Source organism: Aureimonas sp. SK2 (assembly GCF_029813115.1).
Lineage (GTDB): Bacteria > Pseudomonadota > Alphaproteobacteria > Rhizobiales > Rhizobiaceae > Aureimonas.
Genome location: NZ_JAPZDS010000007.1, coordinates 120,427 through 147,066, shown reverse-complemented (window position 1 = coordinate 147,066; position 26,640 = coordinate 120,427). Strand labels below are relative to the sequence as shown.

Below are 26,640 nucleotides of genomic sequence, written 5' to 3'. Positions count from 1 at the left end.
GTCGGCCCGCCGGTCCTTTCCGTCGCCGGACATCGTTGCCGACATCAGCCGATGCGCTGTATCGGCTGCGCTCGGCGCCTTGCCGGCAGCGAAAAGTCCTCGCCGGTCCTCCGCCGCAGGGTCCTTTCCCCGGTTCTTATCCTGCATCGAACAAACCGGAGACGCGCGCGCGATGGCTCGCCAGTTCATCTACCATATGGCCGGACTCACCAAGGCCTACGGCACCAAGAAGGTTCTGGAGAACATCCATCTCTCCTTCTACCCCGATGCCAAGATCGGCATTCTCGGCCCCAACGGCGCGGGTAAGTCGACACTGCTCAAGATCATGGCGGGCACCGACAAGGAGTTCACGGGCGAGGCCTGGGCCGCCGAGGGCGCCACCGTCGGCTACCTGCCGCAGGAGCCCAGGCTCGACGAATCGAAGACCGTCTTCGAGAACGTGATGGAAGGTGTGGCCGACAAGCAGGCCATCCTCGACCGTTACAACGAACTCATGATGAACTACTCGGACGAGACGGCCGAGGAGGGCGCCAAGCTTCAGGACCAGATCGACAGCCAGAACCTCTGGGACCTCGAAAGCCAGGTCGAGATGGCGATGGACGCGCTGCGCTGCCCGCCGCGCGACGCCGAGGTCGGACCGCTCTCGGGCGGCGAGAAGCGCCGCGTGGCGCTGTGCAAGCTCCTCCTGTCGAAGCCGGACATCCTGCTCCTCGACGAGCCCACCAACCATCTCGACGCCGAGACCATCGCCTGGCTGGAGAAGCACCTGCGCGAATACGAGGGCGCCGTGCTGATGATCACGCACGATCGCTACTTCCTCGACAACGTGACGGGCTGGATTCTCGAGCTCGATCGCGGCCGCGGCGTGCCCTACGAGGGCAATTACTCCACCTATCTGGAGAAGAAGGCCAAGCGCATGGCCCAGGAAGGTCGCGAGGAGGACGCCCGCATGCGCGCCCTCACGCGCGAGCGCGAGTGGATGGGGCAGGGCGCCAAGGCCCGCCAGACCAAGTCCAAGGCGCGCATCAAGGCCTATCACGAGCTGGTCGAGCTGGCGGAGAACCGCAAGCCCGCCGACGGCAAGATCGTCATCCCGACGGGCGAGCGCCTCGGCAACCGGGTCATCGAGGTCGAGAACATCACCAAGAGCTACGGCGACCGGGTGCTGATCGAGAACCTCTCGTTCAAGCTGCCGCCGGGCGGCATCGTGGGCGTCATCGGCCCGAACGGCGCCGGCAAGTCGACGCTGTTCAAGATGCTGACCGGACAGGAGAAGCCGGATTCCGGCGACATCAAGATCGGCGAGACCGTCGATCTCGGCTATGTCGACCAGAGCCGCGACCACCTCGATCCCAACAAGAACGTCTGGGAAGAGGTGACGGGCGCGGTCGATATCATGAAGCTCGGCAAGTACGAGATGAACTCCCGTGCCTATGTCGGCAACTTCAACTTCAAGGGGCCGGACCAGCAGCAGAAGGTCGGCACCCTGTCGGGCGGTCAGCGCAACCGCGTGCACCTCGCCAAGATGCTGAAGACCGGCTCCAACGTCATCCTTCTCGACGAGCCGACCAACGACCTCGACACCGAGACGCTGGCCGCGCTGGAGGATGCGCTGGAGGAATACGCCGGCTGCGCCGTGGTCATCAGCCACGATCGCATGTTCCTCGACCGTCTGGCGACGCACATCCTGGCCTTCGAGGGCGACAGCCATGTCGAGTGGTTCGAGGGCAACTTCGAGGACTACGAGCAGGACAAGATCCGGCGTCTCGGCCCAGAGAGCGTCAACCCCAAGCGTCCGACCTACAAGCGCCTGACGCGCTAACGCGAAGCGGCGCGCGGACACCTTTCCGCGCGCCGTCCCGCCTCTATCTGGAGCCTCCGGTTCCACTCCGGATCGCAACGATGCGCCGGAACAGTTTGTGGCAAGGGCGCCGCCGCGAGACGCATGACATGAACAGACTGAATTTCCATCAACTGTTCGATGCGCTGCCGAGCCCGCATATGATCGTCGATGGCGATCTCAACTATATTGCCGCCAATCCGGCCTACGAGGGTGCGACGGGCCGCCCGCGCGACGAACTGGTCGGCAGAAACCTGTTCGACTGCTTCCCCAACGAAAATCCCGAGCGCGCGCGGCTGGAGAACTCGATCCGCCGCGTCTTCGAGAGCGGCAAGCCTGACACGCTCGCCTTCATCGAATATGAGATTCCTCTGTCCTCCAACCCCGCCGACGGGTTCGAGAAGCGCTACTGGTCCGCGGTCCATTCGCCGCTCTGCGACACGGACGGCAAGGTGATCTTTGTCCTGCAGAACACGGTGGACATCACCGAACTCGTCCGCCTTCGCACCGTCGCGGGAAGCGCGGCCTCCGTTCCGGCGCAGGAGATGTCGCTTCTGGAGCGCACGCGCGAGATCGAGGAAGCCTACCGCACCTCTCGCAGCCAGCTCGACCGGTTCCGTCATCTGTTCGAGCAGGCGCCCGGGCTGGTCGCGCTTCTGCGCGGGCCGGACCACAGCTTCACCTTCGCCAACCGGGCCTTCCGAGTTCTGGCCGGAGATCGGGAACTGGGCGGGTTGCCGATGCGCGACGTCTTTCCGGAAGCGGAGGCCAAGGGGCTTCTCGATCTTCTGCACCGTGTCTATTCCACGGGCGAGGTCTTCGAGGGCAAGGACCTGCGGGTCCTGGCAAGCTACCCCTCGGGCGGCCCACGCGAATTGTTCCTCGACGTCTCCTTCCACCCGGTGCGCGGCGAGGCGGGCGAGGTGGAGGGGATCTTCGTCCAGGGCTATGACCGTACGGAAAGCGTGCGGGCACATCAGCGCCAACGGCTTCTGATCGACGAGCTGAACCATCGCGTGAAGAACACGCTGTCGACGATCCAGTCCCTGGCGCGGCCGAGCTTCCGCGCCGACCGGGATCGCGACGAGGCGCGTCGCGCCTTCGAGGCGCGGATCGTCGCCTTGTCCAATGCCCACAACCTTCTAAGCGACCAGCATTGGGAATCGGCCGATCTCGAAACCGTCCTGCGTGCCGAGCTGCGAGCGCTCGACCTCGACCGGACGGAAATTTCCGGCCCGCCGATCAGGCTCAACCCCAAGGCCGCCATCGCAATGGCGATGATCTTCCACGAGCTGGCATCCAACGGCCTGAAATATGGAGCGTTGAACATGGCCGGAGGGCGTCTCGCGATCGGCTGGCAGCGGCGGGAGAGTTCCGTGGCGCTGGAATGGCGCGAGAGCTGGGAGTCGCCCGAGCCGGTCGCCATCCGGCCCGGCTTCGGCATGCGCATGCTGGAGCGTATCGTGACCGGCGAACTGGAAGGTCGGCTCGAAGCCGACTGCGGCCGCAACGGGCTGGCATGGACCATCGTCCTTCCCGCCATCGAGATCGAGGACATCCCGCACCTTGCCCTCTCCTGACCGAAGCTCCCTGGAAGGTCTGCGCGTGTTCGTGGTGGAGGACGAGAGCCTCGTCGCCATGCAGTTGGAGGACATGCTGGACGAACTCGGCTGCCGGGTGGTCGGACCTGCGATGCGCGTGCGGCGGGCGTTCGAGATGCTGGACCGTGGGGACGCGATCGATGTCGCGATCCTCGACGTCAACATCGCGGGCGAAAAGGTCTACCCGGTCGCCGAGCGGCTGGAGGCGGCGGGCGTGCCTTTCCTGTTCGCCACGGGCTACGGCCGGCCGGGCCTCGAAGGGCGGTGGCCCGAGCGTCCCGTGGTGCAGAAGCCCTATACGCCCGACCAGATCGCCGCCGCTATCCTGGCCGCGCGCCCGGCTCCCGCGACGGCCTGACAGGCGAGCCGCGCAGCCGCGTTTCATCGCGCGCCTGCTCGTGATAGGGCACTGCGCACGCCGAGCCCGCTTCCCGCGACGCTGCGCCACGAGGTCGAAACGCCGATGGATACGTTCGTTCAGAACCTGATGCAGGACTACGGTGTCTTCGGCATCGGTTTCCTGATGTTTCTGGAGAACATCTTCCCGCCCATTCCCTCCGAAATCATCATGCCGCTCGCGGGCTACCAGGCCGCCACCGGCAACCATTCCTTCTTCGCGGTCGTCCTGGCGGGAACGCTGGGCTCCATCCTCGGCATCATGCCCTGGTATTATCTCGGCCTTTGGTTCGGCGAGGAGCGCATCGTGCGTCTCGCCGACCGCTTCGGCCGCTGGATGACCATGACGGCAGAGGACGTCGAGGCCGCCGATCGCTGGTTCCGCAAGTACGGGCTTTGGGCGGTCCTGTTCGGACGCCTCGTTCCGACTGTCCGCACCCTGATCTCGGTGCCGGCCGGTCTCGCCCGCATGCCGCTTCACACGTTCCTGTTCTTCTCCGCTATCGGCACGCTCGCCTGGACCACGGGCCTGGCGCTCGCCGGCTACCTCCTGGCCCAGCAGTACGAGCTGGTGGACCAGTATGTCGGACCGGTCTCCAACGCGGTGATCGTGGCGGTTGTGGTGATCTACGTCTACCGGGTCGTCACCTTCAAGCCGTCGAAGCGCAGCCGTCCCGTCGATCTCCAGGCCGGCGACGACAGCGCCCGTTGATGGCGGGCGAAGCGCCGACCCGCATCCCGGCACGCACGATCGAAGCGCGCGTGGACGGCCTCTTTTCCGGGGCCGGCGCGAGTTTCGAGACCGAGGCCGTCGAGGCACTCGACTTTTCCTTCGACGGGCTCGCCGGCGACCGTCACGGCGGCCCGACGCGGCGCACGGGCGGGCGCGAGCCCTGGTATCCCCGTCGCACCGAAATCCGCAACGAGCGGCAGATTTCCATCGTCTCGCGCGCCGAGTTGGCCGCCATTGCGCAAGGGCTGGCGATCGAGCGCCTGGAGCCGGAGTGGATCGGCGCCAACATGACGCTCGCCGGGGTCGATCGCCTGAGCTGGCTTCCGCCGCGCACGCTTCTGTTCTTCTCTGGCGGCGCGACGATCAAGGTGGACGGCGACAATGCGCCCTGCCGTGCCTCCGGCCGCGCCGTCGCACGCCGCCTGGACGACCGGCCGGAGGTCGAGCGGGCCTTCGTGCGCGAAGGGCGGCACCGGCGGGGCCTCGTCGCCTGGGTCGAGAAGCCCGGCCGCGTCGCGCTCGGCGAGCGCGTGGACATCCGCCTGCCGGAGCAGTGGATCTACCGCTAATCGGCGTCCGGTCGGGGGCGGCGCTTGAGCGAGGCCCGGTCGGGGTCGGGGATATCGCCCTACTCGTCGTTGCCCGGTTCGGAGGACAGCCGTCTTGTCGCGCCCCAGCGATCGAGCACAGCGTTCACCTCGTCCAGCACGAAGAACAGCGCCTCGTCCCGGTCGTAGCCGTCGTCACGGAGCGTGTCGTACTCCGTGTGCTGGTGGCGCACATGCGCGAGCGTCGCCAGCCAGAGGGCACTCGCCGTCGGCAGGTCCTTCATGTGCCGCGAGCCCGCGGCGTCGCGGATCGCCTCCGCGTCGATGAAGGGTACGCGCGGGATCAGGAGCGTCAGTTGCCGCGCGATCGATTTCTGGCGTTCGGTCGGCATCAGGTCTCCGGCAGCCGGTCCACGCTCGGCAGATAGGGTTTGATGTCGAGAAGGGGCGTTCCGTCCAGGACATCGATCGCGTCGATTTCGACGATGCCCTCCGCCACATCCAGAGCCCGGATGCGCACGAGATGAAGGCCGACCGGATTGGGGCGCACGGGCGAGCGCAGAGCGAACGTGCCTTTGGGCATTTCCGCATGGCGCGGCATCTGCAGCGCGAGGTCGCGCCGGCTCTGGTGCAGCCAGGAGAGGACATGCACAGCGTCGCCTGCCGAGAGCCCTGCGAGGGCAGGGCGGAAAGGTAGGTCGATCTTCAGGCTTGCCCCAAGCCCCCGCTCGCGCGCCTCCCGCAGGTTTCGAGGACATAAACGGCGTTCGGTCCAGGGGGAGCGGATGTGCCCGACGAAGGCGAGCGTCGCATGCCGGAGGCCTGCCGGATCGACGGTGAGGGCGACTTCGCCCGGACGGGGAAGGTCTTCGCTCATCGACGCTCCGCCGACGCCCGGCAGGCTTGCGAGGAGGGCGGAACACATATAAACATATCTTTATATCGTTTGGGCTTCGGGACAGGAGGACCCCATGCACGCCTCCTTCGACGCGGCCGTGGAAATGCTGAAGGCCCTGGCCGAGCCTACGCGGTTCCGGCTCGTGCTTCTGGTCTCCGACCAGGACCTCACGGTCTCGGATTTGACCGCCATCCTCGGCCAGTCGCAACCCCGCATCTCCCGTCATCTCAAGCTCCTGGTGGAGGCTGGCGTCGTGGTGCGGCACCAGGAGGGATCCTGGGCTTATTTCCGGCTGTCCGACCAACCGCTGGCCGCGCGTCTCGTCCAGTCGCTGAAGGACAGCGTCCGCGACGAGGACGGCGCCCTGGCGCGCGACGCCGAGCGGCTGGCTGCGGTGCGCCGCGAGCGCGCCGACCGGGCCGCCAGCTACTTCGCCCGCAATGCCGCCCAATGGGACCGCATCCGCTCGCTCCACGTGCCGGACGCGGAGGTCGAGCAGGCGCTCCTCGGCGCCCTGCGGCCCGCCGGCCGCTTCGAATTGCACCTCGACGTCGGCACGGGCACCGGGCGGATGCTGGAGCTTCTCGCTCCTCTGTGCGATCGGGCCATCGGCATCGACGCCTCGCGCGAGATGCTGGCCATCGCGCGTGCCAAGCTGGACGCGGCGGGCGTAACGCAATCGACGGTGCGCCAGGGCGACGTCTACAGGCTGCCGGGACCACGCGGCGGCTTCGACCTCGTGACCCTGCATCAGGTCCTTCACTATCTCGACGACCCGGCGGCGGCGATCCGCGAATGCGCGGGCGCCCTGCGGCCGGGCGGGCGGCTCGCGGTGGTCGATTTCGCGCCTCATACACTCGAGTTCCTGCGGGCGGAGCACGCCCACCTTCGGCTCGGCTTCAGCGAATCGACGCTTCGCCAGCTGATGCGCGGGGCCGGTCTCGACGTCGAGAGCCTCGACATCCTGCCGCCGCTCGATGGCGAAGCTGGACGTCTGACCGTGACGGTCGTCGTCGGCCGCCGCCCGTCCGAACCCCAGACCGAACTCGCGGACGCCCCGTCCGCTCTTGCCGTCGCCTGAAGGAGAAGAACCATGGTCCAACGCCGCAACGCGCGCTCTTCCATCAGCGTCTCCTTCGAATTCTTCCCGCCCAAGACGCCGGCCATGGAGGAATCGCTCTGGGCCGCCATCCAGCGCCTCGCGCCGCTGCGGCCGGACTTCGTCTCGGTCACCTACGGCGCCGGCGGTTCGACCCGCGAGCGCACGCATCACACGGTCGAGCGCATCCTGAAGGAGACCGACATCGCCCCTGCCGCACACCTGACCTGCGTCGACGCGAGCCGCGAGGAGGTCGACGAGGTGGTGCGCCAGTATCGCGCGACCGGCGTGAAGCACTTCGTGGCGCTGCGCGGGGACGGGCAGGGCGGGGCGGGCAGCGTCTACGAGCCGCACCCGGCCGGCTACCGGAACGGCGCCGAACTGACGGCCGGCATCAAGGCGATCGATCCGGAGATCGAGGTCTCGGTCTCGGCCTATCCCGAGAAGCACCCGGAGAGCCCGGACTTCGCCACCGACATCGACCTTCTCAAGCGCAAGGTCGACAACGGCGCGACGCGCGCAATCACCCAGTTCTTCTTCGACAACGACCTCTACGAGCGCTACGTCGAGCGGGCGCGCCGGGCCGGCATCTACGTGCCGATCGTGCCGGGCATCGTGCCGATCCATGACTTCTCCAAGATCGCCCGCTTCTCGGCCGCGACCGGGACCTCCATTCCGCTCTGGCTCGCCGAGCGCTTCGAGGGCTTGGAGAACGACGCCCAGACCCGCAGCCACGTGGCGGCGGCGGTCTGCGCCGAGCAGGTGCTCGATCTCGTGGAGCGAGGCGTCTCGGACTTCCACTTCTACACGATGAACCGGGCGGACCTTGTCTATTCCATCTGCCATATTCTCGGCCTGCGCGAGACGGCGCCGACGCCCGCGGAAGCCGCGGCCTGATGGGCAAGGTCGAATAGGCCGTAGCAAAAAGGCCGGGTCGCGGGACCCGGCCTTTTCTCGTCATGTGGAACCGTGCGATCGCCCCGTCAGGAGATCACCCCCGTCACCATGGCGGCGATGAAGGCGAAGGCCGCGCAGATCATGAGGACGTTCACCGACCGTGTGATTTCCAAAACCAGCCTCCTGCTCACGAGTTGTTACGGATGTTAATCAAACCTTCAACTTCGTAAAAGCCGTTTCGTTGCCGAAGCCGATAGGCGGTGGAGCAAAAACGTCTTCCAATCGTCGCATTCTTGAAAAATCGCGCGGGGGGCTTCGGTCTTCCTCCTGACATGCGGGGCGGCTATCTCCCGCAATTCCATGCTGCGGAGAGCCCCATTGCAACGATTCGAGACCGCCAAGGACGCCGCGCTCAGCCTTCGCCCCGACGTTCCGGTCTACTGCTTCCGGCCCGATGTGCTGAAGGCCGACGCGCGGCAGTTCATGGACGCATTTCCCGGCGAGACCGCCTATGCGGTGAAGACCAACGGCGAGCCGCTCGTCCTCGAAGCCCTGGCGAAGGCCGGTGTGAAGACCTTCGATGTCGCTTCGCCCGGCGAGTTCGAGGCGGTGCGCGCCGTCGCGCCGGACGCCGAGATGCTCTACATGCATCCGATCAAGGCGCAGTCCGACATTCGCCTTGCATTGGAGCGCTACGGCATCCGCGTCCTGGCGCTCGACCATGAGGACGAGGTCGCCAAAATCCTGCGCATCGTGCGCGCGCTGGACCTCGATCCCGGCGGCATCACGCTCTTCGTGCGCCTCCAGACCAAGGGCCACGCCGCCTACGAACTCTCCAAGAAGTTCGGCGCGGCGCCGGCCCACGCGGTGGAGCTTCTCCAGCGCTGCCACAAGATCGGCTTTAAGGTCGGCCTGTGCTTCCATGTCGGCTCGCAGATCGAGGAGCCCGAAACCTACGAACGGGCGCTCGCCTCGGCCGATTGGGTTCGCAATCGCGCCGACGTGCCGCTTGCCGGGCTCGACGTCGGCGGCGGCTTTCCCGCCGAATACGGCCACGACCCGCGTCGCAAGAAGCGGGACATGCCGGGCCTCGACGAGATCATGGCGCGCTTGCGTTCCGACATCGCGGAATACGGTTTTGCCGACATGCCGCTGGTCGCCGAGCCCGGCCGCGTCGTCGTCGCACGGGCCTTCTCGCTGATCGTGCGCGTGCTCCTGCGCAAGGGTCGGCGGCTCTACATCAACGACGGAATCTGGGCGTCCCTGTCGGATTCCTGGACCGGCAAGATCACGCTGCCCGCCCGCTTCATCCCGGACCCGGCGCGCGTCGCGCGCAACGGCAACCCGGAGACGATCAGCGCCTTCCGGGTCTGCGGCGCGACCTGCGATTCGGTGGACATCCTGTCCCGCCCGTTCTGGCTGCCTGAAACGGTGGACACGGGCGACTGGATCGAGATCGGCCACATCGGCGCCTACTCGCTGTCGCTGCGCACCCGCTTCAACGGCTTCTACCCCGACACGTTCGTGGAGGTGACGACGCCCTTCGACGCGGGCGAGCGCGCCGAAGGGTTCGCGAGCCTGGAGACCATGGCGGACTGAAGGGTCAAGGCCGCTTCGGCGTCACGTCCTTCAGGTCCGAGCGCTCCATGTCGAAGTGGTCGAGGATCACCTGGATGTTGCGCTTGTGGGCCTTGAAGTAGACGTCGAAGACGTCGCCCGCCAGCGGCACCGCGCCGAACAGGGCATCCACGCCGAGGTTGCCGATCATGCGGGCCAGCTTGCGCTTCGGGAGCCCGAGGCGTCGGGCCTCGTTGACGATGAAGAGGCCGATCAGCGCACCGCCGGCGTCGCCGATACCCGGCACGAGGCCGAGCAGCGCGTCGGCGCCGAAGCGAATGTCGGTGCCGGGCACGCGGATGGCGGTGTCCATCAGTCGAGCAAGCGCGTTCAGCCTCGCGATACGGCGCTCGCGGGTCTCGACCCAGCCGGTTCCGGTGTCGGCAAAGGCAGCAGTCATGGCGTTTCGACCTCCTGTCGCAACGTTGGGCGACGTCCGGGACCCCATGTGGTGAGGCCGGCCTCGCGTTGCGAGCACGTTTTCGTCATTCCCTCGTGACGGCACCCCCCTATCTCCCGAACGCAAGGGACACTTGGTGGGAGAGCGGCCATGGAATGGCGCGGTCGGCGGGAAAGCAGCAACATCGAGGACCGGCGCGGCTCCGGGGGCGGCGGCTTCGGCGGCGGCGGCATGCGCATTCCGATCCGGGCCGGCGGGGGAGGCGGCATCGGCCTCATCATCATCCTCGCCATTCTCTGGATCGGCTTCGGCATCAACCCGCTTTCCGTCATCGGGATGGACGACGGCACCAGCACGACGCAGACGGCACAGCGCTCCGGGCCGGGCGTCTCGGGCACCGCCGACGAGACCGATGACTTCGTCGCCGTCGTCCTGGGCGACACGGAGGATGTCTGGAACGCGCGCTTCCAGCAGATGGGCCAGACCTATCGCGAGCCGACCCTGGTCCTCTTCGACCGGCAGGTGAGCTCGGCCTGCGGCAACGCGACGTCCGCCTCCGGCCCCTTCTACTGCCCCAACGACCAGAAGCTCTACATCGACCTCAGCTTCTTCCGCCAGCTCCAGGGCCAGCTCAATGCGCCGGGCGACTTCGCGCAGGCCTATGTGATCGCGCACGAGGTCGGACACCATGTCCAGAACCTCCTCGGCACGCTCCAGCGCACGACGCAGTTGCGGCAGCAATCGTCCGAGGCCGACGCCAACGCGATCTCCGTGCGCGTCGAGCTCCAGGCGGACTGCTATGCCGGCATCTGGGCGCATGACACGAACCAGGCCGGTTTCGTGGAGGACGGCGACATCGAGGAGGCGCTGAACGCCGCCAGCCAGATCGGCGACGACACGCTCCAGCAGCGCAGCCAGGGTACCGTCGTTCCCGACAGCTTCACGCACGGCACCTCCGCCCAGCGCGTCGAGTGGTTCCGGCGGGGCCTGACGTCGGGCGACATGAACCAGTGCGATACGTTCCAGGGGCAGCTCTGACCGCAGCTCGAAAGGCCGGCCGGAGCTTGCAATCCGGCCGGCGGCATGGTGTGTCCCGCGCGATTGCCTCCCGCCGCGACGTGTGACAGCCCATGCCCGACCTTCTTCTCGAGCTTCGTTCCGAAGAGATACCCGCCCGCATGCAGCGCAAGGCGGCGGGCGACCTGAAGAAGGCCGTGACCGACGCGCTCGTCGCCGCCGGCCTCACCTACGAGGGTGCCCGCGAGTACTGGACGCCGCGCCGCATCGCGCTCGACATCCGCGGCCTCGATGCACGATCGAAGGACACGCGCGAAGAGCGCAAGGGGCCGCGCACGGACGCGCCGGAAAAGGCGATCGAAGGCTTCCTGAAAGGCGCGGGGCTCGCGTCCGTCGATCAGGCGGAGCGCCGCAGCGACGGCAAGAAGGGCGAGTTCTTCGTCGCCGTGATCGACAAGCCGGGCCGGCCGGCCGAGGAGATCGTCGCCGAGGCGATGCCCGGAATCATCCGCGACTTTCCCTGGCCCAAATCGATGCGCTGGGGCGCCGCTTCGCGCGAGCCGGGCTCCCTGCGCTGGGTTCGCCCCCTTCAGTCGATCCTCTGCGTTTTCGGACCGGAGAACGGCGAGACGGCGGTAATCGATTTCGAAGTCTCCGGCATCCGCTCGGGCGACCGGACCGTCGGCCACCGCTTCCACGCGCCTGCCGAGTTCGAGGTCCGCCGCTTCGAGGACTACATCGCTCAGCTCGAGAAGGCCTATGTCGTGCTCGACGCGGAGCGGCGGAAGGAGATCATCCGCACCGACGCCGACAACCTGGCCTTCGCGCTGGGGCTGGAGGTCGTGGCCGACGAGGGGCTGCTGGAGGAGGTGTCCGGCCTCGTGGAATGGCCGGTCGTTCTGGTCGGCGAGTTCGAGGAGACCTTCCTCGACATTCCCCCGGAGATGATCCAGCTCACCATCCGCACCAACCAGAAGTGCTTCGTCACGCGCCGTCGCGGCGCGGACGGGCTGTCCAACCGCTTCCTGATGGTCGCCAATATCGAGGCCGCCGACCACGGCGCCGAGATCGCACGCGGCAACGGCAAGGTCGTGCGCGCCCGTCTGTCCGACGCGCTCTACTTCTGGAAGACCGACCAGGGCGCGCTGCCGGACATGGCAGGGCTGGAGGCCTCCGCCTCGCGCTTCGGCCTCGACCTCGCCAAGCCGCTCGACCAGCGCATGGCCAAGCTCGACGCGCTCGGCGTCACCTTCCACGCCAAGCTCGGAACGCAAGGTGCGCGCGTCGCCCGCATCGCGGATCTTGCGGCGGTTCTCGCCCCGATGGTGGGCGCTGATGCGAGCGAGGCCCGCCGCGCGGCCGTCCTCGCCAAGGCCGACCTCACGACCGAGGCCGTCGGTGAGTTTCCTGAGCTGCAGGGCCTGATGGGCCAGAAATACGCGGCGCTCCAAGGCGAGGGCGCCTCGGTCCAGCGTGCGATCGTCGATCACTACAAGCCGCAGGGTCCGGGCGACACCGTGCCGTCCGACCCCGTCGCGATCGCCGTGGCGCTGGCGGACAAGCTCGATACGCTGGTCGGCTTCTGGTCGATCGACGAGAAGCCGACGGGCTCGAAGGACCCCTACGCGCTGCGCCGCGCCGCGCTCGGCGTGATCCGCATCATCCTCGACAACGAGCTGCGGCTGCGCCTGGGCACGCTGATCACCTCGGGCGATCTCCTGTCCTTCTTCCACGACCGCCTGAAAGTGCAGCTCCGCGACCAGGGCGCGCGCCACGATCTCGTGGACGCGGTGCTCGGCGGGGCGGGCGAGGGCAAGGACGATCTCCTCGACGTGTCGCGCCGGGTGGCCGAACTCGGGCGCCTCCTTGAGACCGACGACGGCATGAACCTCCTCGCCGCTTTCCGCCGCGCGGCCAACATCCTGGCCGCGGAGGAAAAGAAGGGCACGACCGTCGCGCCGCGCGTCGATTCGTCCCTGTTCGCGGAGGACGAAGAGCGTGAGCTGCTCGGCGCCATCGAGCAGGCGGAGGCCGAGCTGGAAGCGGCGATGGGTGCGGAGGACTATACGCGCGCCACGGCCGCGCTTGCCCGCCTGCGCCAGCCGGCGGACGCCTTCTTCGAGAAGGTGCTGGTCAACGCCGAGGACGAGGCGATTCGAGCCAACCGGCTCGCGCTTCTGTCGCGCATCCGCTCGGCGGCCGGGCGGCTGGCCGATCTGTCGCGCGTCGTCGGGTGATGATTCGCCGGCTCGGCAAATCGTTCGTCTGACGCCAAAGCCCTGCGCAAGCCTTGCGCGCAAGGATTGCATGTGGCGCTGCGATAAGTTCCCGCTTTCGTGAAACAAAATGTGATCGCGGCGCCTGCAACCTGCCCGATTGGCGGGTGAAACATCGCTGCGATCGTCAGAGCCCTGGGCTTGTCGATCTTTCCACGGAGGGGTGGGGCCTGCCGACGACTGGTACGGCTTCGTTTCGACTGACCTGATCTCGCTTGCACGCCTCAAAAGTCGTGCGAGCCCGACGAGGGGATGCCCGAATGCCGAAGATGCGCGCCGCCTGTGCGGTTGCCATGCGCTGGGTTTGCGCCATCGCAGCAGGAACGATGGTGGCCGGCTTCAGCCCCGCGAAGGCGGAATGGGACCGACCCTGGCGCGACGAGACCCGTGCCCTCGTGATCGACGCCTACGAGTTCAACCCGATCAACTGGAAGGAGCTGACCAGCGACAAGCGGATCGGCGCCTTCATCAACAAGGCCTCTGACGGCCTGCCGCCGGCCTGGAGCTGCCGCGGCCTGTCGGGCGACGACCAGAACCTCTGCAAGAACCGGTGGTGGAAGTATTCCGTCACGCAGGAACTCTACATGACCCGCCGCGAGATGGCGAAGACGCTGGGTCTGAAGTGGGGTGCCTACCACCTCGGCCGCCCCGGCAATCCGCGTGAGCAGGCCGACCACTTCATCGACTTCGCCAAGCCGGAAGCCGACGAGCTGATCGCCCTCGACATCGAGGACAACGATCCGACGCAGTGGATGTCGCTGGCCGAGGCCGAGGAGTTCGCCCGCCAGATCAAGATCCGGCTCGACCGCTATCCAGTGCTCTACACCAACGGTTCGACCGCCGCCTACATCGCGCAGAACAAGGAGACCTATCCGCTCCTGTCGCGTCTGCAGCTCTGGTACGCGCGCTATCGCGACGACCTGACCGGCGTGTTCCCGGAAGGCCACTGGGACAAGTACGCCCTGTGGCAGTTCTCCTCCATGCATAATTGCAACAAGCGTGCCTGCCCCTATCGCGTGGCGGGCGCCAAGGACGACATTGACGTCAACGTCGCGTCGATGAACGTCGAGGAGCTTCGCAAGGCCTGGCCCTTCGATGGCCTGGTCGCACCCGAGCCGGAGACGGTGCCGGATGCGGGCGCGCTGATCGCCGAGGCCGGCAAGGCGACGCGCGATGCCGTAGCGGAGATCGGCCGCGAGGTCGCGGAACTGGCAAGCCCGAACGAGGCGAATGCCGAGGAGGGCGCTCCCGCGTCCGCGGTCTCCGGCACGCTGGCGGCGGCCTATGGACCTTCCACCCACGCTCCGGTTGACCCGCTCCAGCTTCTTACCGAGACCGCTCTCCAAGAGAAGCGTGCCGCGGCTCACCCCGCCCCGGTCCTCTCGGCCGTCACCCAGGGACCCAAGACCGAGCCGGCGCCCCCGGCCGACCGGCCGGAAGCCGCCGCGCAGGCGATCGGCACGATCGGCCAGCTCCGGGAGGAGATGCAGGCCGTCCGCCAGATCCTGAGCGACGAAAAGGCCGAGGGCGATGCCGCGGCGACCGTTCCGGCGGCCGCGGCCGGGCCCATCAAGGGCGCCGAGCTGAAGTCGCGAATCCTCGAGCTGATGAAGGCCGCGGAGGCCGCCGTCCAGGGCGTGCCGGCTGAGAAGCCGGTCGAAGAGGAGAAGCCGGAGGAACAGGCCAGCCTTGCCGCGCCGCGCGGGGGCTGGACGATCCTGTCCGGCTTCGCGGCGCCCGAGCGGCGCGTTGCCGTCGCGTTTCGGGCGACCCGCTGACGCATCCCACCCTTGGTGATCTCACACGACTGATTCTTCGCCTCTCGCCTTGCGCCAAAATGGCGTGAGGTGCTTTCCGTCGGGCGCGGCAGGTTTTAGACAGCCCGCATGATCGAAACGCGAACCATTCCGTTGGTGGACGAAGCAGCCGAGCAGGAGGTGGCCGAGCGCCTTGCGCGCGGGCAGCTCGTCGCCGTGCCCACGGAGACCGTCTACGGCCTTGCCGCGGATGCCGCGAACGGCGAGGCGGTCGCGCGCATCTTCGAGGCCAAGGGACGGCCGCGCTTCAACCCTCTGATCGCCCATGTGACCGGACGGGCGATGGCCGAGCGCTATGCCGAGATGAGCCCTCTCGCCGCACGCCTGATCGAACTCTTCTGGCCCGGCCCGCTGACGGTCGTCCTGCCGCTTCGCGAAGGGTCGCCGCTCCATCCGCTCGTCACCGCTGGACTGCCGACCGTCGCCCTGCGCGCACCGCGCGGCGGTCTGGCCGGTGTTCTCGCCCGCCTCGACCGGGCTGTCGCCGCGCCGAGCGCCAATCGCTCGGGCCGCGTCAGTCCCACCACGGCGGCTCATGTGCTGCGCACCCTGGACGGGCGTATCGAGGCGGTGGCGGACGGTGGGGCCGCCCCGCACGGGATCGAATCCACGATCGTGCGACCGATGGTGGACCATGTCGTGCTTCTGCGTCCGGGCGCGGTGACCGCCGGGGAGATCGAGGCGGCAACCGGGTTGGCCGTCCTGCGCGACGACGGTACCCACATCACGGCGCCGGGCCAGATGCGCTCCCACTACGCGCCGCACGGGCGGGTGCGGCTCGACGTCGCGGAACCCGGCGAAGAGGACCACTACATCGCCTTCGGCCCGCTGCCGGATGGCGTCCGTCCGCGTGCCGTGTTCCAGCTCAGCGAGACCCGCGACCTTCGCGAAGCCGCCAGTCGCCTGTTCGACGCCTTGAGCACCTTCGACGCGCCGGACATCGAACGCATCGCCGTGGCGCCCATCCCTACGGACGGGCTCGGCGAGGCGATCAACGACCGCCTGTCGCGCGCGGCCGCCCACCGCTGATCTCGACGGCGCGGCTGGCGAGGCCTAAACCTCGGGCATGACCCAGCCCGACGCATCGCCCCTGTCCGACGCCCTGCGGGACCGCTTCGCCGCTCTTGTGCCGCCCGGCCGTGCGCTGACGGAGCCGCAGGATCTCGCTCCCTACCTCAAGGAAACGCGCGACCTCTTCCCCGGCCGCTCGCGCCTCGTCCTGCGCCCGGGCACGGTGGAGGAGGTCTCTGCCATCCTGCGGCTCGCCTCGGAAACGCGCACGCCCGTCGTGCCGCAGGGCGGCAACACCGGCCATGTCGGCGGCCAGATGCCGCGTTCGGAGGCGGAGATCGTCGTTTCCCTTTCCCGGCTGGACCGGATCCGCGACATCGACCCGGCGGGGCATACGATCACGGTGGACGCCGGCGTCGTGCTCGCGCGCGTTCAGGAGGCGGCGGACGCGGCGGGGCTCCTGTTTCCCCTGTCGCTCGGCTCAGAAGGCTCCTGCCAGATCGGCGGCAACCTCGCGTCCAATGCGGGCGGAACGGGCGTCATCGCCTATGGCAACAGCCGCGAACTGTGTCTGGGCATCGAGGCCGTGCTGGCATCGGGCGAGGTGTTCCACGGGTTGCGCCGGTTGAAGAAGGACAATCGCGGCTACGATCTGCGCCAGCTTCTGATCGGGTCGGAAGGCACGCTCGGGATCATCACCGGCGCGGTGCTGCGGCTCTTCCCCAAGCCGCGAGGCCGCGAGGTCGCCTATGCCGGCCTCGGCAGCGCCGAGGCGATGCTGAAGCTCCTGGCGCGCGCGCAAGGGGAGGCGGGCACCCAACTCACCGCCTTCGAGATCATGCCCCGCCTGGCAATGGAGTTCACCCTCAAGCACACGAAGGGTGCGCGCGATCCGCTCGTCTCGTCGCACGACTGGTACGTGCTTCTGGAAGTCTCGTCCAACCGTTCGGCGGAGGATGCGACCTCGACGCTGGAGGCGATCCTTTCCGGCGCGCTGGAGGCCGGCGAGATCGAGGATGCGACGATTGCCCGTTCGAGCGCCGACGCGACCCTGTTCTGGCGGATGCGAGAGGAAATGAGCTGGGCGCAGAAGCCGGAGGGCGGCTCGATCAAGCACGACGTGTCCGTGCCGGTGGCGCTCGTGCCGGAGTTCCTGCGCCGCGCCGACACCGCCGTCCAGGCGGCCATTCCGGGAGTGCGAATCGTTTCCTTCGGCCATCTCGGCGACGGCAACATTCATTACAACCTGTCGCAGCCGGTCGGCGCCGACAAAGGAGCCTTTCTCGATCGCTGGGGCGAGATCAACGCGCTGGTCCACGCCATCGTCGCCGATCTCGGAGGCAGCTTCGCCGCCGAGCACGGAATCGGCCAGCTTAAGCGCGACGAGCTTTCGCGTACCAAACCCCTGGTGGAGATGGAGTTGATGCGGGGCATCAAGCGCCTGTTCGATCCTTACGGGATTCTGAATCCCGGCAAGGTCGTTTAAAGTTCTCTTCAAAATTACAATTCGGATACCGTAATTCTGGTCAGGTTCGTTTAACTGAACTTCTTAGGGCGAGCGCAACGCGCCGTCGGTAGTCTGCAAGCATCAAAGGCCGGGATACATCGGCCGAGCCAGGAAGATCTCTCCGGGACTTCCGATCGACAGACGAGGACGCGACATGAGCGTTGTTCACCATCAGAATACGTCGAAGCCCGAGTGGGCGAGCATGCCGATCCGCATGGACCCGGCGCTGGCCGATCGCAAGCAGAGCTTCGAACTCGTCCAGGACGGGGAAGTCGTCAGCTATCGCATCGACCGTCGCGGCGCGGTGATCGGGCGCAAGCTCGAGAAGAGCGGCCTGCCGGTGTCCGTCGCGCTGGCGGCCCGGTCCTTCCGCGGCGTCGCCGCCCGCGCCATGGAGAACGGCGACGGCGAGATCACCGTGACGTTGGAGCTTCACCACGAGGACGCGAGCATGTCGGTGCCGCTCCTAGTCGCCTCCGACCTCTACGACGTCGCCGCCGACTGGCGCGGCTGGTCCGAGCTCTTCCGCCTGCCCATGCTGATGGTGGAAGCCGACGGCACGGTCACCGCGCTGGAGGACACGCTCGGCCAGGTTCGCCGCAGCGACCCGATCGAACGCCGCCACAGCGCCCATCGCGGCCGCCGCCCGCGCTTCCTCGCCCGCCGCAAGCCCGGTGGCCTCGGCATGCGCCTCGTGGTGCAGGGCGAAGAGATCATCGCCCGCACCTGACACTCAATAGAGACGCGGGAAGGACAGCATCCAGAGGCTGGAGAAGACCAGTCCGAGGAAGATGATCCAGCCGAACAGCCCGTTGGACTTGAAGAGCTTCAGGCAGTCGTCGGCATTGTCGATGTCGAGGTTGCGGATCTGCCAGGCCATCTGCGTGGCGCCGAGGAGAAGGCCGGCATAGGCCGGCCAGGACGGGCCGGCGCTGCCGTTGCCCGCCAGGAGATAGGACAGGGCGAACAAGGCGACCGCTCCGCCATAAAGCAGGACGAGCGCCATCTTGGTGCGCCGTCCGAAGAGCCGCGCGGTGGATCGCACGCCGACCAGCGCGTCGTCCTCTCGGTCCTGATGGGCGTAGATCGTGTCGTAGCCGACCGTCCACAGCACCGCGCCGCAATACAGAAGCAGCGGGCTCCAGGACAAGGTGCCCCAGAAGGCCGCCCAGCCCATCAGCGCGCCCCAGGAAAAGGCGAAGCCGAGGCCGAGCTGCGGCCAGTCCGTGACCCGTTTCAGGAACGGATAGACGGCGACGACGCCGAGAGACGCGATGCCGAGCAGGATCGCGAACAGATTGAACTGAACGAGGACGAGAAGTCCGACCAGGGCCTGCGCCACCAGGAACGCCTTGGCGCGCTGTGGCGAAACCCGCCCGGAGGGCAGGGGGCGTGATCGTGTGCGCGCGACCTTGGCGTCGATGTCCTGATCCACGAGGTCGTTGTAGGTGCAGCCCGCGCCGCGCATCGCGATCGAGCCGATCAGGAACAGGATTAGGTGCCAGAGGTCGGGCAGGCCGGTATGCACCGCCGAAGGGGCCGCCCATTGCGGCGCCAGCGCCGCCGACCACCAGCAGGGCCAAAGGAGAAGCTGCCAGCCGATCGGCCGGTCCCAGCGCGCGAGCTGCGCATAGGGCCAGAGCGCCCGCGGCAGGAGGCGATAGACCCAGTTCTCGGACGGGGCATCCACAACCCGGTCGGCCGCGGTTTCCGATGAATCGTCGGTTGAGCGCATGAGGCAGGGAGAAGCCCCATCGCCGCACGCCGCGTCAAGCCCCGCGCCGGCCTTCGCGGCCGGCAAATGACTTGCCCGCCGGCCCCCGAGCCTCTATCGCCGCGCCATCGCCTATCCGCGCGCACGAGGTTTTCTTCCATCATGGCACTCGACGTTCTCCTGATCGGCTCCGGCGGCCGCGAGCATGCGCTGGCCTGGAAGCTGCGGCAGTCGCCCGAGCTCGGCCGCCTTTTCGCCGCGCCCGGCAATCCCGGCATCGCAAGCGTCGCCGACTGTGTCGCCCTGGATCCGGCCGACCAATCGGCCGTGGTCGCGTTCTGCCGGGAGAACGCGATCGGCCTCGTCGTCGTCGGTCCGGAAGTGCCACTCGTGGCCGGCCTCGCCGATACCCTGCGGGACGCGGGCGTGGCCGTGTTCGGGCCGAGCGCCGCGGCCGCGCAGCTCGAAGGCTCCAAGGGCTTCACCAAGGACCTCTGCGCGAGGAAGTCGATCCCGACAGCGCGCTACCGCCGGTTCAAGGATGCGGCCGAAGCGAAGGCCTATATCGAAGCCGAAGGCGCGCCGATCGTCGTCAAGGCTGATGGTCTTGCGGCCGGCAAGGGCGTGACCGTGGCCGCCACGGTCGAGGAGGCGACCCGAGCCGTGGCCGATTGCTTCGCGGGCGGCGAGGCGGATGTGGAAGTCGTTGTCGAGGAATGCATGACGGGGCCGGAGGCCTCGCTCTTCTGCCTGTGCGACGGCGACATGGCGCTGCCCTTCGGCACGGCGGAGGATCACAAGCGCGCCTATGACGGCGACCGGGGACCGAACACCGGCGGCATGGGCGCCTATTCCCCCTCCGGTCTGATGACGCCGGAGATGACCGAGCGGGCCATGCGCGAGATCGTGCGCCCGACGCTGGAGGGCATGCGCGAAATGGGCACGCCGTTTCGGGGCGTCCTCTATGCCGGCCTGATGCTGACGGCCTACGGCCCCAAGCTGATCGAATACAATGTCCGCTTCGGCGACCCGGAAGCCCAGGTCCTGATGATGCGTCTCGAAAGCGATCTCCTGCCGATCCTCCATACGGCCGCGACGGGCTCGCTGTCCGGCGTCGAGCCGCGTTGGTCGCCCGATCCGGCTGTGACGGTGGTGCTCGCGGCCAATGGCTATCCCGGTGCGGTGACGAAGGGCACGCCGATCGGCGCGCTTCCGGCCGAGGGCGAGGGCGAGATCGTCTTCCACGCCGGCACCGCGTTGCGGGACGGTGCGCTCGTCGCCAACGGCGGCCGGGTCCTCAACGCCACCGCACGAGATGCCGACGTGAAGCGCGCCATCGCGAAGGCCTATGCCCTCGTCGACCGCATCGACTGGCCCGATGGCTTCTGCCGCCGCGATATCGCCCACCGGGCAGCCGGTTAGGCATTCCGACTTTGACGTGAACGGCATGGCAAAGCGGCTTCGCGACCATATCTGACGCCCGAGCACCCGTTCCACGCCAGACAATCCATGGGAGGAGAGCCATGTCGTTTCGGAAGGATAGGCTGACCCGCCCGATCTTCGCCTGGGCGAAGACCGTCATGCCGCCGATCTCGGACACCGAGAGCAAGGCGATCGACGCCGGCACCGTCTGGTGGGACGGTGAGCTGTTCAGCGGCGCGCCCGACTGGGACAAGCTCCTCGCCATGCCGCCGGCCAAGCTGACGGACGAGGAGCAGGCCTTCCTCGACGGCCCGGTGGTCGAACTCTGCGCCATGATCGACGAATGGAAGATCGTTTGGGAGGACCACGATCTTCCGCCGGAGATTTGGGATTTCCTGAAGCGCGAGAAGTTCTTCGGGATGATCATCCCAAAGGAGTATGGCGGCCTCGGCTTTTCGAACACGGCGCATTCGGAGGTCGTGCGCAAGGTCTCGTCGGCCAGCGTCGCCGTCGGAGTCACCGTCATGGTGCCCAACTCGCTCGGCCCGGGCGAGCTGATGCTCCACTTCGGCACCCAGGCGCAGCGCGATCACTGGCTGCCGCGCCTTGCCGATGGCCGCGAGATTCCCTGCTTCGGCCTGACGTCCGACCGCGCCGGCTCCGACGCCGCCGCGATGACAGACCGAGGGGTGGTGGAATACGGCGAGCACGAGGGGCAAAGGGTGCTCGGCATTCGCCTCAACTTCGCCAAGCGCTACATCACGCTCGCCCCCGTCGCGACGGTCATGGGCCTCGCCTTCAAGCTCTACGACCCGGACAACCATCTGGGCCGAGGCGAGGAACTTGGGATCACGGTCGCCTTGATCCCGACATCGACGGCGGGCGTGCGCCACGGCGACCGCCATATCCCGCAGTTCACCTTCTTCCAGAACGGCCCGCTCTACGGCGAGGACGTATTCATTCCTATGGACTGGATCCTCGGCGGCGAGGCGCAGGTCGGCGAAGGCTGGACCATGCTGATGAAGGCGCTCGCCACCGGGCGCGGCATCTCGCTTCCTTCTCAGGCTGCGTCGGCCACGGCGATGACCGCCCGCATGACCGGCGCCTATGCGCGCATCCGCCAGCAGTTCGGCCTGCCGATCGGCATGTTCGAGGGCATCCAGGAACCGCTCGCCGAACTCGCCGCCAACGCCTATCAGGTCGACGCCGCACGCCGGCTGACAGTGGCGGCGCTGGACGAAGGGCACCGGCCCTCCGTCGTCTCGGCGATCATGAAGTTCAACGCCACCGAACTCATGCGCAAGTCCGTCGCTCATGCGATGGACATCATGGGCGGCAAGGCGATCATCGACGGACCGGCCAATCCGATCGGCTCTTCGCACCGCTCCGTGCCCATCGGCATCACGGTCGAGGGCGCCAACATCCTGACGCGCAACCTGATGATCTTCGGGCAGGGCGCGATCCGCGCCCATCCGCACATGCTGGACGAGATGCGCGCCCTGTCGAACCCCGACCGGGAACAGGGGCTGGCCGAGTTCGACCGCCATTTCTGGAAGCATGTCGGGCACGCCACGACCAACCTCCTGCGCACCTTCCTGTTCGGTTGGACGGGCGGACTGGCGGCGCCCGCGCCGCGTGGCTCGGCCTTCACCAGCCACTGGCGCCAGCTTTCGCGCTATGCCGCGACCTTCTCGATGCTCTCCGACCTCGCGCTCCTGACGCTCGGCGGCAGTCTCAAGCGCCGCGAGATGATTTCGGCGCGGCTCGGCGACATTCTGTCCGAACTCTATCTGCTCGGCGCGACGCTGAAGCGCTTCGAGACCGAGGGGCGGCCGGAGGTCGACAAGCCGGTGGTCGAGTTCGTGATGCAGCGCGGCTTCAATCGCATGGGCCTCGCCTTCGCCGGCGTCTTCGCCAACCTGCCCGCGCGCTGGGCGGCGCTCGGCGCGCGGCTCGTCGCCTTTCCGCTCGGCGTGCCCCTGCGCCCGCCCGCCGACGAGCTGGTGACGGAAGTCGCCGAGATCCTGATGCGCCCGTCCATGCAGCGCGACCGGCTGACGCCGGATCTCTACCTCGGCGAAGGGCGGTCCGACCATCCGATCGCCGTTCTGGAAGACGCGTTCGCGAAGGTGACGGAAGCCGCGCCCATCGCCAAGCGCATGCGCGAAGCCAAGGTCCGCGATCCCGCCGTAGCACTGGAGCGCGGCATCATCACGGGCGAGGAGTTCGAAGAGCTTTCGGCCGCCGAGGCAGCCGTGGCGCGAGCCATCGCCGTCGACAGCTTCCCGATGGAGATGGTGTCTCCCATCGCGGCCCAGCACCGCCGGCCGCCGGAGGATGCGGCCGGGAACGACGCGCGCAAGGAGGCCGCCGAATGAGCCGAGCCGTCTATCTCGTCGACGGTGCGCGCACGCCCTTCATCAAGGCGCGCGGCAAGCCCGGCCCGTTCACGCCGGTCGATCTCGCCGTCCAGTGCGGGCGGCCGCTTCTGATGCGTCAAGCCTTCGATCCGGCGTTGATCGACCTCGTGGTGCTCGGCTGCGTCAACGTGATCGCCGACGAGATGAACCCGGCGCGGGTCGCGGCGCTCCGCCTCGGCCTGTCCGACACGGTTCCGGCGCACACAGTGCAGATCAACTGCGGCTCCGGCATGCTGGCGATCGACGACGCGTTGCGCGCCGTGGCCGACGGGCGGTCCGAGATCGCGCTGGCCGGAGGGGCGGAGGCGCTCAGCCATTCGCCGCTCGTTCTCAGCGGCGACGCGGTGCAATGGTTCGCACGGTTGAACGGAGCCCGCTCGACAGGGGCCAAGCTCAAGGTCCTGTCCGGCCTGAAGCCGGGCTTCCTGAAGCCCGTCATCGGCCTCGAGAGGGGACTGACGGACCCGATCACCGACCTCAATATGGGGCAGACCGCCGAAAAGGTCGGCCATCTCTTCGGCGTGACGCGCCGCGAGGCCGACGAATATGCCGCCGAGAGCCATCGCCGCCTAGCGGCCGCCCAAGAGGCTGGAACGTTGGAAGGTGAGGTCATGCCCGCCTTCGCCTGCGACGGCACGGTCTACGACCACGACGACGGCGTGCGTCCCGATTCCTCCGCCCGCAAGCTCGGCGGCCTGAAGCCCGCCTTCGAGCGGCCCTACGGCAATGTCACGGCGGGCAATTCCTCGCAGATCACCGACGGGGCGAGCTGGACGATCCTCGCGTCGGAAGAGGCGGTGAAGCGCCACGGCTTGCAGCCGCTGGCGCGCGTCGTGGATTGCCGCTGGAGCGCGCTCGACCCGTCGATCATGGGGCTCGGCCCCGTGGTCGCCATCGCCGCGCTTCTCAAGCGCAACAGCCTGTCTCTGCACGAGATCGGCCTGTTCGAGATCAACGAGGCCTTCGCCGCGCAGGTCCTGGGCTGCGTTCGTGCTCTGGCCGACGAGCGCGTCGGACGCGAAGTGCTCGGTTTCGACGGGGCGGTCGGCCAGATCCCGCCCGACCGGCTGAATGTCGATGGCGGAGCCATCGCGCTCGGCCATCCCGTCGGCACGTCCGGCAACCGCATCACGCTCCATCTTGCCAACGCCATGCGACGCGGCGGTACGCGCTACGGCATCGCCAGCCAGTGTGTGGGCGGTGGTCAGGGCGGAGCCCTGCTTCTGGAGGCCGCATGAAAGCCGCTCGCCCCCGGAAGAACGCAAGCCCGGTCCAGCAGACGGAAACGCGCGCGATGGCCGGACTCCTCGATACGCTGGCCGATCGCGCGCTGGAACTTTCGGCGGCGACGACGGTCGAGGCCCGAGGCAACTGGCGCGCGGCGACCGACGAGGACGGAATCGCCTGGTGGGTGCTCGACCGCCCCGGCAAGTCGGTCAACACGATCGACCGCAGCGTGCTGGAGGAACTGAACGGCCTGCTCGACCAGGCCGAAACCGCCCCGCCACGCGGGGTGGTGATCCGCTCGGCCAAGCCTTCCGGTTTCGCGGCAGGCGCCGACATCGCCCAGTTCGAAAGCGCCACGACGCCCGAGATCGCCGCGATGCTGAACGAGGGTCACCGCGTGCTCGACCGGTTGGCCGCCTTGTCCATGCCGACCGTTGCCGTCATCCATGGGCATTGCCTCGGTGCCGGGCTCGAGTTGGCGCTGGCCTGCCGGATGCGGCTGGCGACACCCGGCGCCTCGCTCGGCTTTCCCGAGGTCATGCTCGGTCTCCATCCCGGTCTCGGCGGCACCTTCCGCTCGCTCGCCGTCGCCGATCCGCTGGAAGCGATGACCATGATGCTGACCGGCAAGGCCGCGCCCGCCCGGCGCGCCCGCCGGATCGGCCTCGTCGATGCGGTTGTCGAGGAGCGGCATGTCCTCAATGCCGTGCGCGCGGCGGTGGGCGGCGAACTCCACCCGGCCGGCGGTGGCTGGAAGGCCAGGGCCTTCGCCCTGAAGCCCGCGCGCAGCCTGGCCGCGCGGCGCATGCGGGCGGAAGCCGCCAGGGCTGCGAAACCGGAGCATTATCCGGCGCCCTTCCGCCTGATCGACCTATGGGAAACCCATGGCGGCAGCCCGGAGCGCATGCGGGCGGCCGAGCTCGAAAGCTTCTCGGAACTGATCGAGACGCCGACCTCGCGCAATCTGGTGCGCGTCTTCTTCCTGCGCGAGGCGATGCGCGGGCTGAAGGACGGCGCATCGGACATCAAGCGTGTCCATGTGATCGGTGCCGGGGCGATGGGCGGTGATATCGCGGCCTGGGCCGCCCGTGAGGGCTTCCGGGTCTCGTTGTCCGACATCGATCCAAGACCGATCGGGCAGGCGCTGCGCAAGGCGGTGACCATGCTGGACAAGACGCTGAAGGACAGGCTGAAGGTCCGAGACGCGCTGGACCGGCTGGTACCTGACCCCGGCGGCGTCGGAATCGCGGGCGCCGATCTCGTGATCGAGGCGGCGCCGGAGCGGCTGGAGCTCAAGCAGTCCATCCTGCGCGAGGCCGAGGCCCGCATGAAGCCGGGCGCGATCCTCGCCACCAACACCTCGGCTTTGCCGCTGCCGGACTTGGCGGCCGCGCTCTCCGATCCTTCGCGCTTCGTCGGGGTCCACTTCTTCAACCCGGTGTCGCGGATGCAGCTGGTCGAGGTCGTGAAACATGACGCGCTGTCGCCCGAGACGCTGCGCCGCGCGACGAACTTCGTCGCCGAGCTGTCGCGCCTTCCGGCGCCCGTGCGGCCGACGGCCGGCTTTCTCGTGAACCGCGCCCTGACGCCCTACATCGCCGAAGCCATCCTCCTCGCGGGCGAAGGCGTTCCGAAGGAGCGGATCGACGCCGAAGCCGAGGCCTTCGGCATGCCGATGGGGCCGATCGAACTCGCCGATCGTGTCGGACTCGACATCGCGGTCGAAGTTGCGCAGACCCTCGCCGAACGGCTCGGCATGCCGCTGCCTGAAATGCCGGGCTGGCTCCATCAGATGGTCCGCGAGGGCAGGCTGGGGCAGAAGACCGGCGCAGGCCTTTATGAATACGACGCCGAGGGCAAGCCGAAGAAGATCCATCTCGATGCGCTGCCGGACGGCGCGCCGATCGACCCCGATCTCCTCGATCGCCTGATCCTGCCCATGGTCAACACCGTGGTCGCCTGCCTGCGCGAGGGCGTGGTCGAGAGCGAGGAGATCGCCGACGGCGCCATGATCTTCGGCACCGGCTTCGCACCCTTCCGCGGCGGTCCGATCCGCTATGCCCGCGAGCGCGGCGTCGACGCGGTGATCGCCCGGCTGCGCGAACTCGAGATGGCGCACGGCCCGCGCTTCAAGCCGGATCCCGGCTGGGACCGGCTGTAGTGCTTTGACGCATACGTCAAAATTCGGTACGCAATCACC

General features: G+C 68.0%; 22 protein-coding genes. 18 read left to right on the top strand and 4 right to left on the bottom strand.

What is annotated here, in order from left to right; all coding sequences use genetic code 11:
• Positions 1–172 precede the first annotated feature (172 nt).
• The 5 genes from ettA to O5O54_RS10895 all read left to right on the top strand — a co-directional run bounded on the left by ettA (position 173) and on the right by O5O54_RS10895 (position 5,139).
• Positions 173–1,822, top strand: coding sequence for an energy-dependent translational throttle protein EttA (gene ettA / locus O5O54_RS10915; protein ID WP_279481622.1), 1,650 nt, complete (start codon positions 173–175; stop codon positions 1,820–1,822).
• Positions 1,823–1,950: 128 nt separating this feature from the next.
• Entirely contained in the window at positions 1,951–3,420 is a 1,470-nt protein-coding gene (locus O5O54_RS10910) for a PAS domain-containing protein (protein ID WP_279481619.1), read from the top strand.
• The gene (locus O5O54_RS10905) at positions 3,407–3,799 is read left to right on the top strand and encodes a response regulator (protein ID WP_279481618.1); all 393 of its coding nucleotides are present in this window, start codon (positions 3,407–3,409) and stop codon (positions 3,797–3,799) included. Before O5O54_RS10910 ends, O5O54_RS10905 begins: the two co-directional genes overlap by 14 nt.
• 105 nt (positions 3,800–3,904) lie before the next feature.
• A complete protein-coding gene (locus O5O54_RS10900) occupies positions 3,905–4,549 on the top strand; it encodes a DedA family protein (RefSeq protein ID WP_279481616.1) in 645 nt (214 codons plus the stop codon).
• Positions 4,549–5,139, top strand: coding sequence for an MOSC domain-containing protein (locus O5O54_RS10895; protein ID WP_279481614.1), 591 nt, complete (start codon positions 4,549–4,551; stop codon positions 5,137–5,139). The genes O5O54_RS10900 and O5O54_RS10895 overlap by 1 nt, the downstream gene beginning before the upstream one ends.
• 59 nt (positions 5,140–5,198) lie before the next feature.
• Here O5O54_RS10895 and O5O54_RS10890 read toward each other — a convergent pair whose 3' ends face one another.
• Positions 5,199–5,510, bottom strand: a complete 312-nt coding sequence (locus O5O54_RS10890) for a DUF2293 domain-containing protein (RefSeq protein ID WP_279481612.1) — start codon at positions 5,508–5,510, stop codon at positions 5,199–5,201.
• Positions 5,510–5,995, bottom strand: coding sequence for a tRNA (N6-threonylcarbamoyladenosine(37)-N6)-methyltransferase TrmO (gene tsaA / locus O5O54_RS10885; protein WP_279481610.1), 486 nt, complete (start codon positions 5,993–5,995; stop codon positions 5,510–5,512). Before tsaA ends, O5O54_RS10890 begins: the two co-directional genes overlap by 1 nt.
• Before the next feature lie 94 nt (positions 5,996–6,089).
• Between tsaA and O5O54_RS10880 the strand changes: the two genes are divergently transcribed.
• The 3 genes from O5O54_RS10880 to O5O54_RS10870 all read left to right on the top strand — a co-directional run bounded on the left by O5O54_RS10880 (position 6,090) and on the right by O5O54_RS10870 (position 9,611).
• On the top strand, positions 6,090–7,097 hold the full coding sequence (locus O5O54_RS10880; RefSeq protein ID WP_279481609.1) for a metalloregulator ArsR/SmtB family transcription factor: 1,008 nt from the start codon (positions 6,090–6,092) through the stop codon (positions 7,095–7,097).
• 12 nt (positions 7,098–7,109) lie between these two features.
• A complete protein-coding gene (gene metF / locus O5O54_RS10875; RefSeq protein WP_279481607.1) occupies positions 7,110–8,012 on the top strand; it encodes a methylenetetrahydrofolate reductase [NAD(P)H] in 903 nt (300 codons plus the stop codon).
• A gap of 378 nt (positions 8,013–8,390) precedes the next feature.
• Positions 8,391–9,611, top strand: a complete 1,221-nt coding sequence (locus O5O54_RS10870) for an alanine racemase (RefSeq protein WP_279481606.1) — start codon at positions 8,391–8,393, stop codon at positions 9,609–9,611.
• Between the two features lie 4 nt (positions 9,612–9,615).
• Here the strand turns inward: O5O54_RS10870 and O5O54_RS10865 are convergent, their stop codons facing one another.
• On the bottom strand, positions 9,616–10,029 hold the full coding sequence (locus O5O54_RS10865; protein ID WP_279481602.1) for a DUF4112 domain-containing protein: 414 nt from the start codon (positions 10,027–10,029) through the stop codon (positions 9,616–9,618).
• Between the two features lie 150 nt (positions 10,030–10,179).
• Between O5O54_RS10865 and O5O54_RS10860 the strand changes: the two genes are divergently transcribed.
• The 6 genes from O5O54_RS10860 to O5O54_RS10835 all read left to right on the top strand — a co-directional run bounded on the left by O5O54_RS10860 (position 10,180) and on the right by O5O54_RS10835 (position 18,387).
• Positions 10,180–11,067: a zinc metallopeptidase gene (locus O5O54_RS10860; protein ID WP_279481600.1), complete on the top strand. Its 888-nt coding sequence runs from the start codon at positions 10,180–10,182 to the stop codon at positions 11,065–11,067.
• Between the two features lie 92 nt (positions 11,068–11,159).
• Positions 11,160–13,283, top strand: coding sequence for a glycine--tRNA ligase subunit beta (gene glyS / locus O5O54_RS10855; protein WP_279481599.1), 2,124 nt, complete (start codon positions 11,160–11,162; stop codon positions 13,281–13,283).
• Between the two features lie 299 nt (positions 13,284–13,582).
• On the top strand, positions 13,583–15,100 hold the full coding sequence (locus O5O54_RS10850; RefSeq protein ID WP_279481597.1) for a glycoside hydrolase family 25 protein: 1,518 nt from the start codon (positions 13,583–13,585) through the stop codon (positions 15,098–15,100).
• Between the two features lie 108 nt (positions 15,101–15,208).
• Entirely contained in the window at positions 15,209–16,168 is a 960-nt protein-coding gene (locus O5O54_RS10845; RefSeq protein ID WP_279481595.1) for an L-threonylcarbamoyladenylate synthase, read from the top strand.
• Between the two features lie 37 nt (positions 16,169–16,205).
• Positions 16,206–17,636: an FAD-binding oxidoreductase gene (locus O5O54_RS10840; RefSeq protein ID WP_279481593.1), complete on the top strand. Its 1,431-nt coding sequence runs from the start codon at positions 16,206–16,208 to the stop codon at positions 17,634–17,636.
• A 175-nt stretch (positions 17,637–17,811) separates the two neighbouring features.
• Positions 17,812–18,387, top strand: a complete 576-nt coding sequence (locus tag O5O54_RS10835) for a DUF6101 family protein (RefSeq protein WP_279481590.1) — start codon at positions 17,812–17,814, stop codon at positions 18,385–18,387.
• A 3-nt stretch (positions 18,388–18,390) separates the two neighbouring features.
• Here O5O54_RS10835 and ubiA read toward each other — a convergent pair whose 3' ends face one another.
• Entirely contained in the window at positions 18,391–19,392 is a 1,002-nt protein-coding gene (ubiA, locus tag O5O54_RS10830) for a 4-hydroxybenzoate octaprenyltransferase (protein WP_279481588.1), read from the bottom strand.
• A gap of 141 nt (positions 19,393–19,533) precedes the next feature.
• On the opposite strand from ubiA, the gene purD reads away from it, so the two are divergent.
• From purD to O5O54_RS10810, 4 genes are all read left to right on the top strand, one after another.
• Positions 19,534–20,793: a phosphoribosylamine--glycine ligase gene (purD, locus tag O5O54_RS10825; RefSeq protein WP_279481586.1), complete on the top strand. Its 1,260-nt coding sequence runs from the start codon at positions 19,534–19,536 to the stop codon at positions 20,791–20,793.
• A gap of 101 nt (positions 20,794–20,894) precedes the next feature.
• The gene (locus O5O54_RS10820; RefSeq protein WP_279481584.1) at positions 20,895–23,171 is read left to right on the top strand and encodes an acyl-CoA dehydrogenase; all 2,277 of its coding nucleotides are present in this window, start codon (positions 20,895–20,897) and stop codon (positions 23,169–23,171) included.
• The gene (locus O5O54_RS10815) at positions 23,168–24,451 is read left to right on the top strand and encodes an acetyl-CoA C-acetyltransferase (protein ID WP_279481581.1); all 1,284 of its coding nucleotides are present in this window, start codon (positions 23,168–23,170) and stop codon (positions 24,449–24,451) included. The genes O5O54_RS10820 and O5O54_RS10815 overlap by 4 nt, the downstream gene beginning before the upstream one ends.
• Before the next feature lie 56 nt (positions 24,452–24,507).
• Positions 24,508–26,601: a 3-hydroxyacyl-CoA dehydrogenase NAD-binding domain-containing protein gene (locus tag O5O54_RS10810; protein ID WP_279481579.1), complete on the top strand. Its 2,094-nt coding sequence runs from the start codon at positions 24,508–24,510 to the stop codon at positions 26,599–26,601.
• The last annotated feature ends 39 nt before the right edge of the window (positions 26,602–26,640 follow it).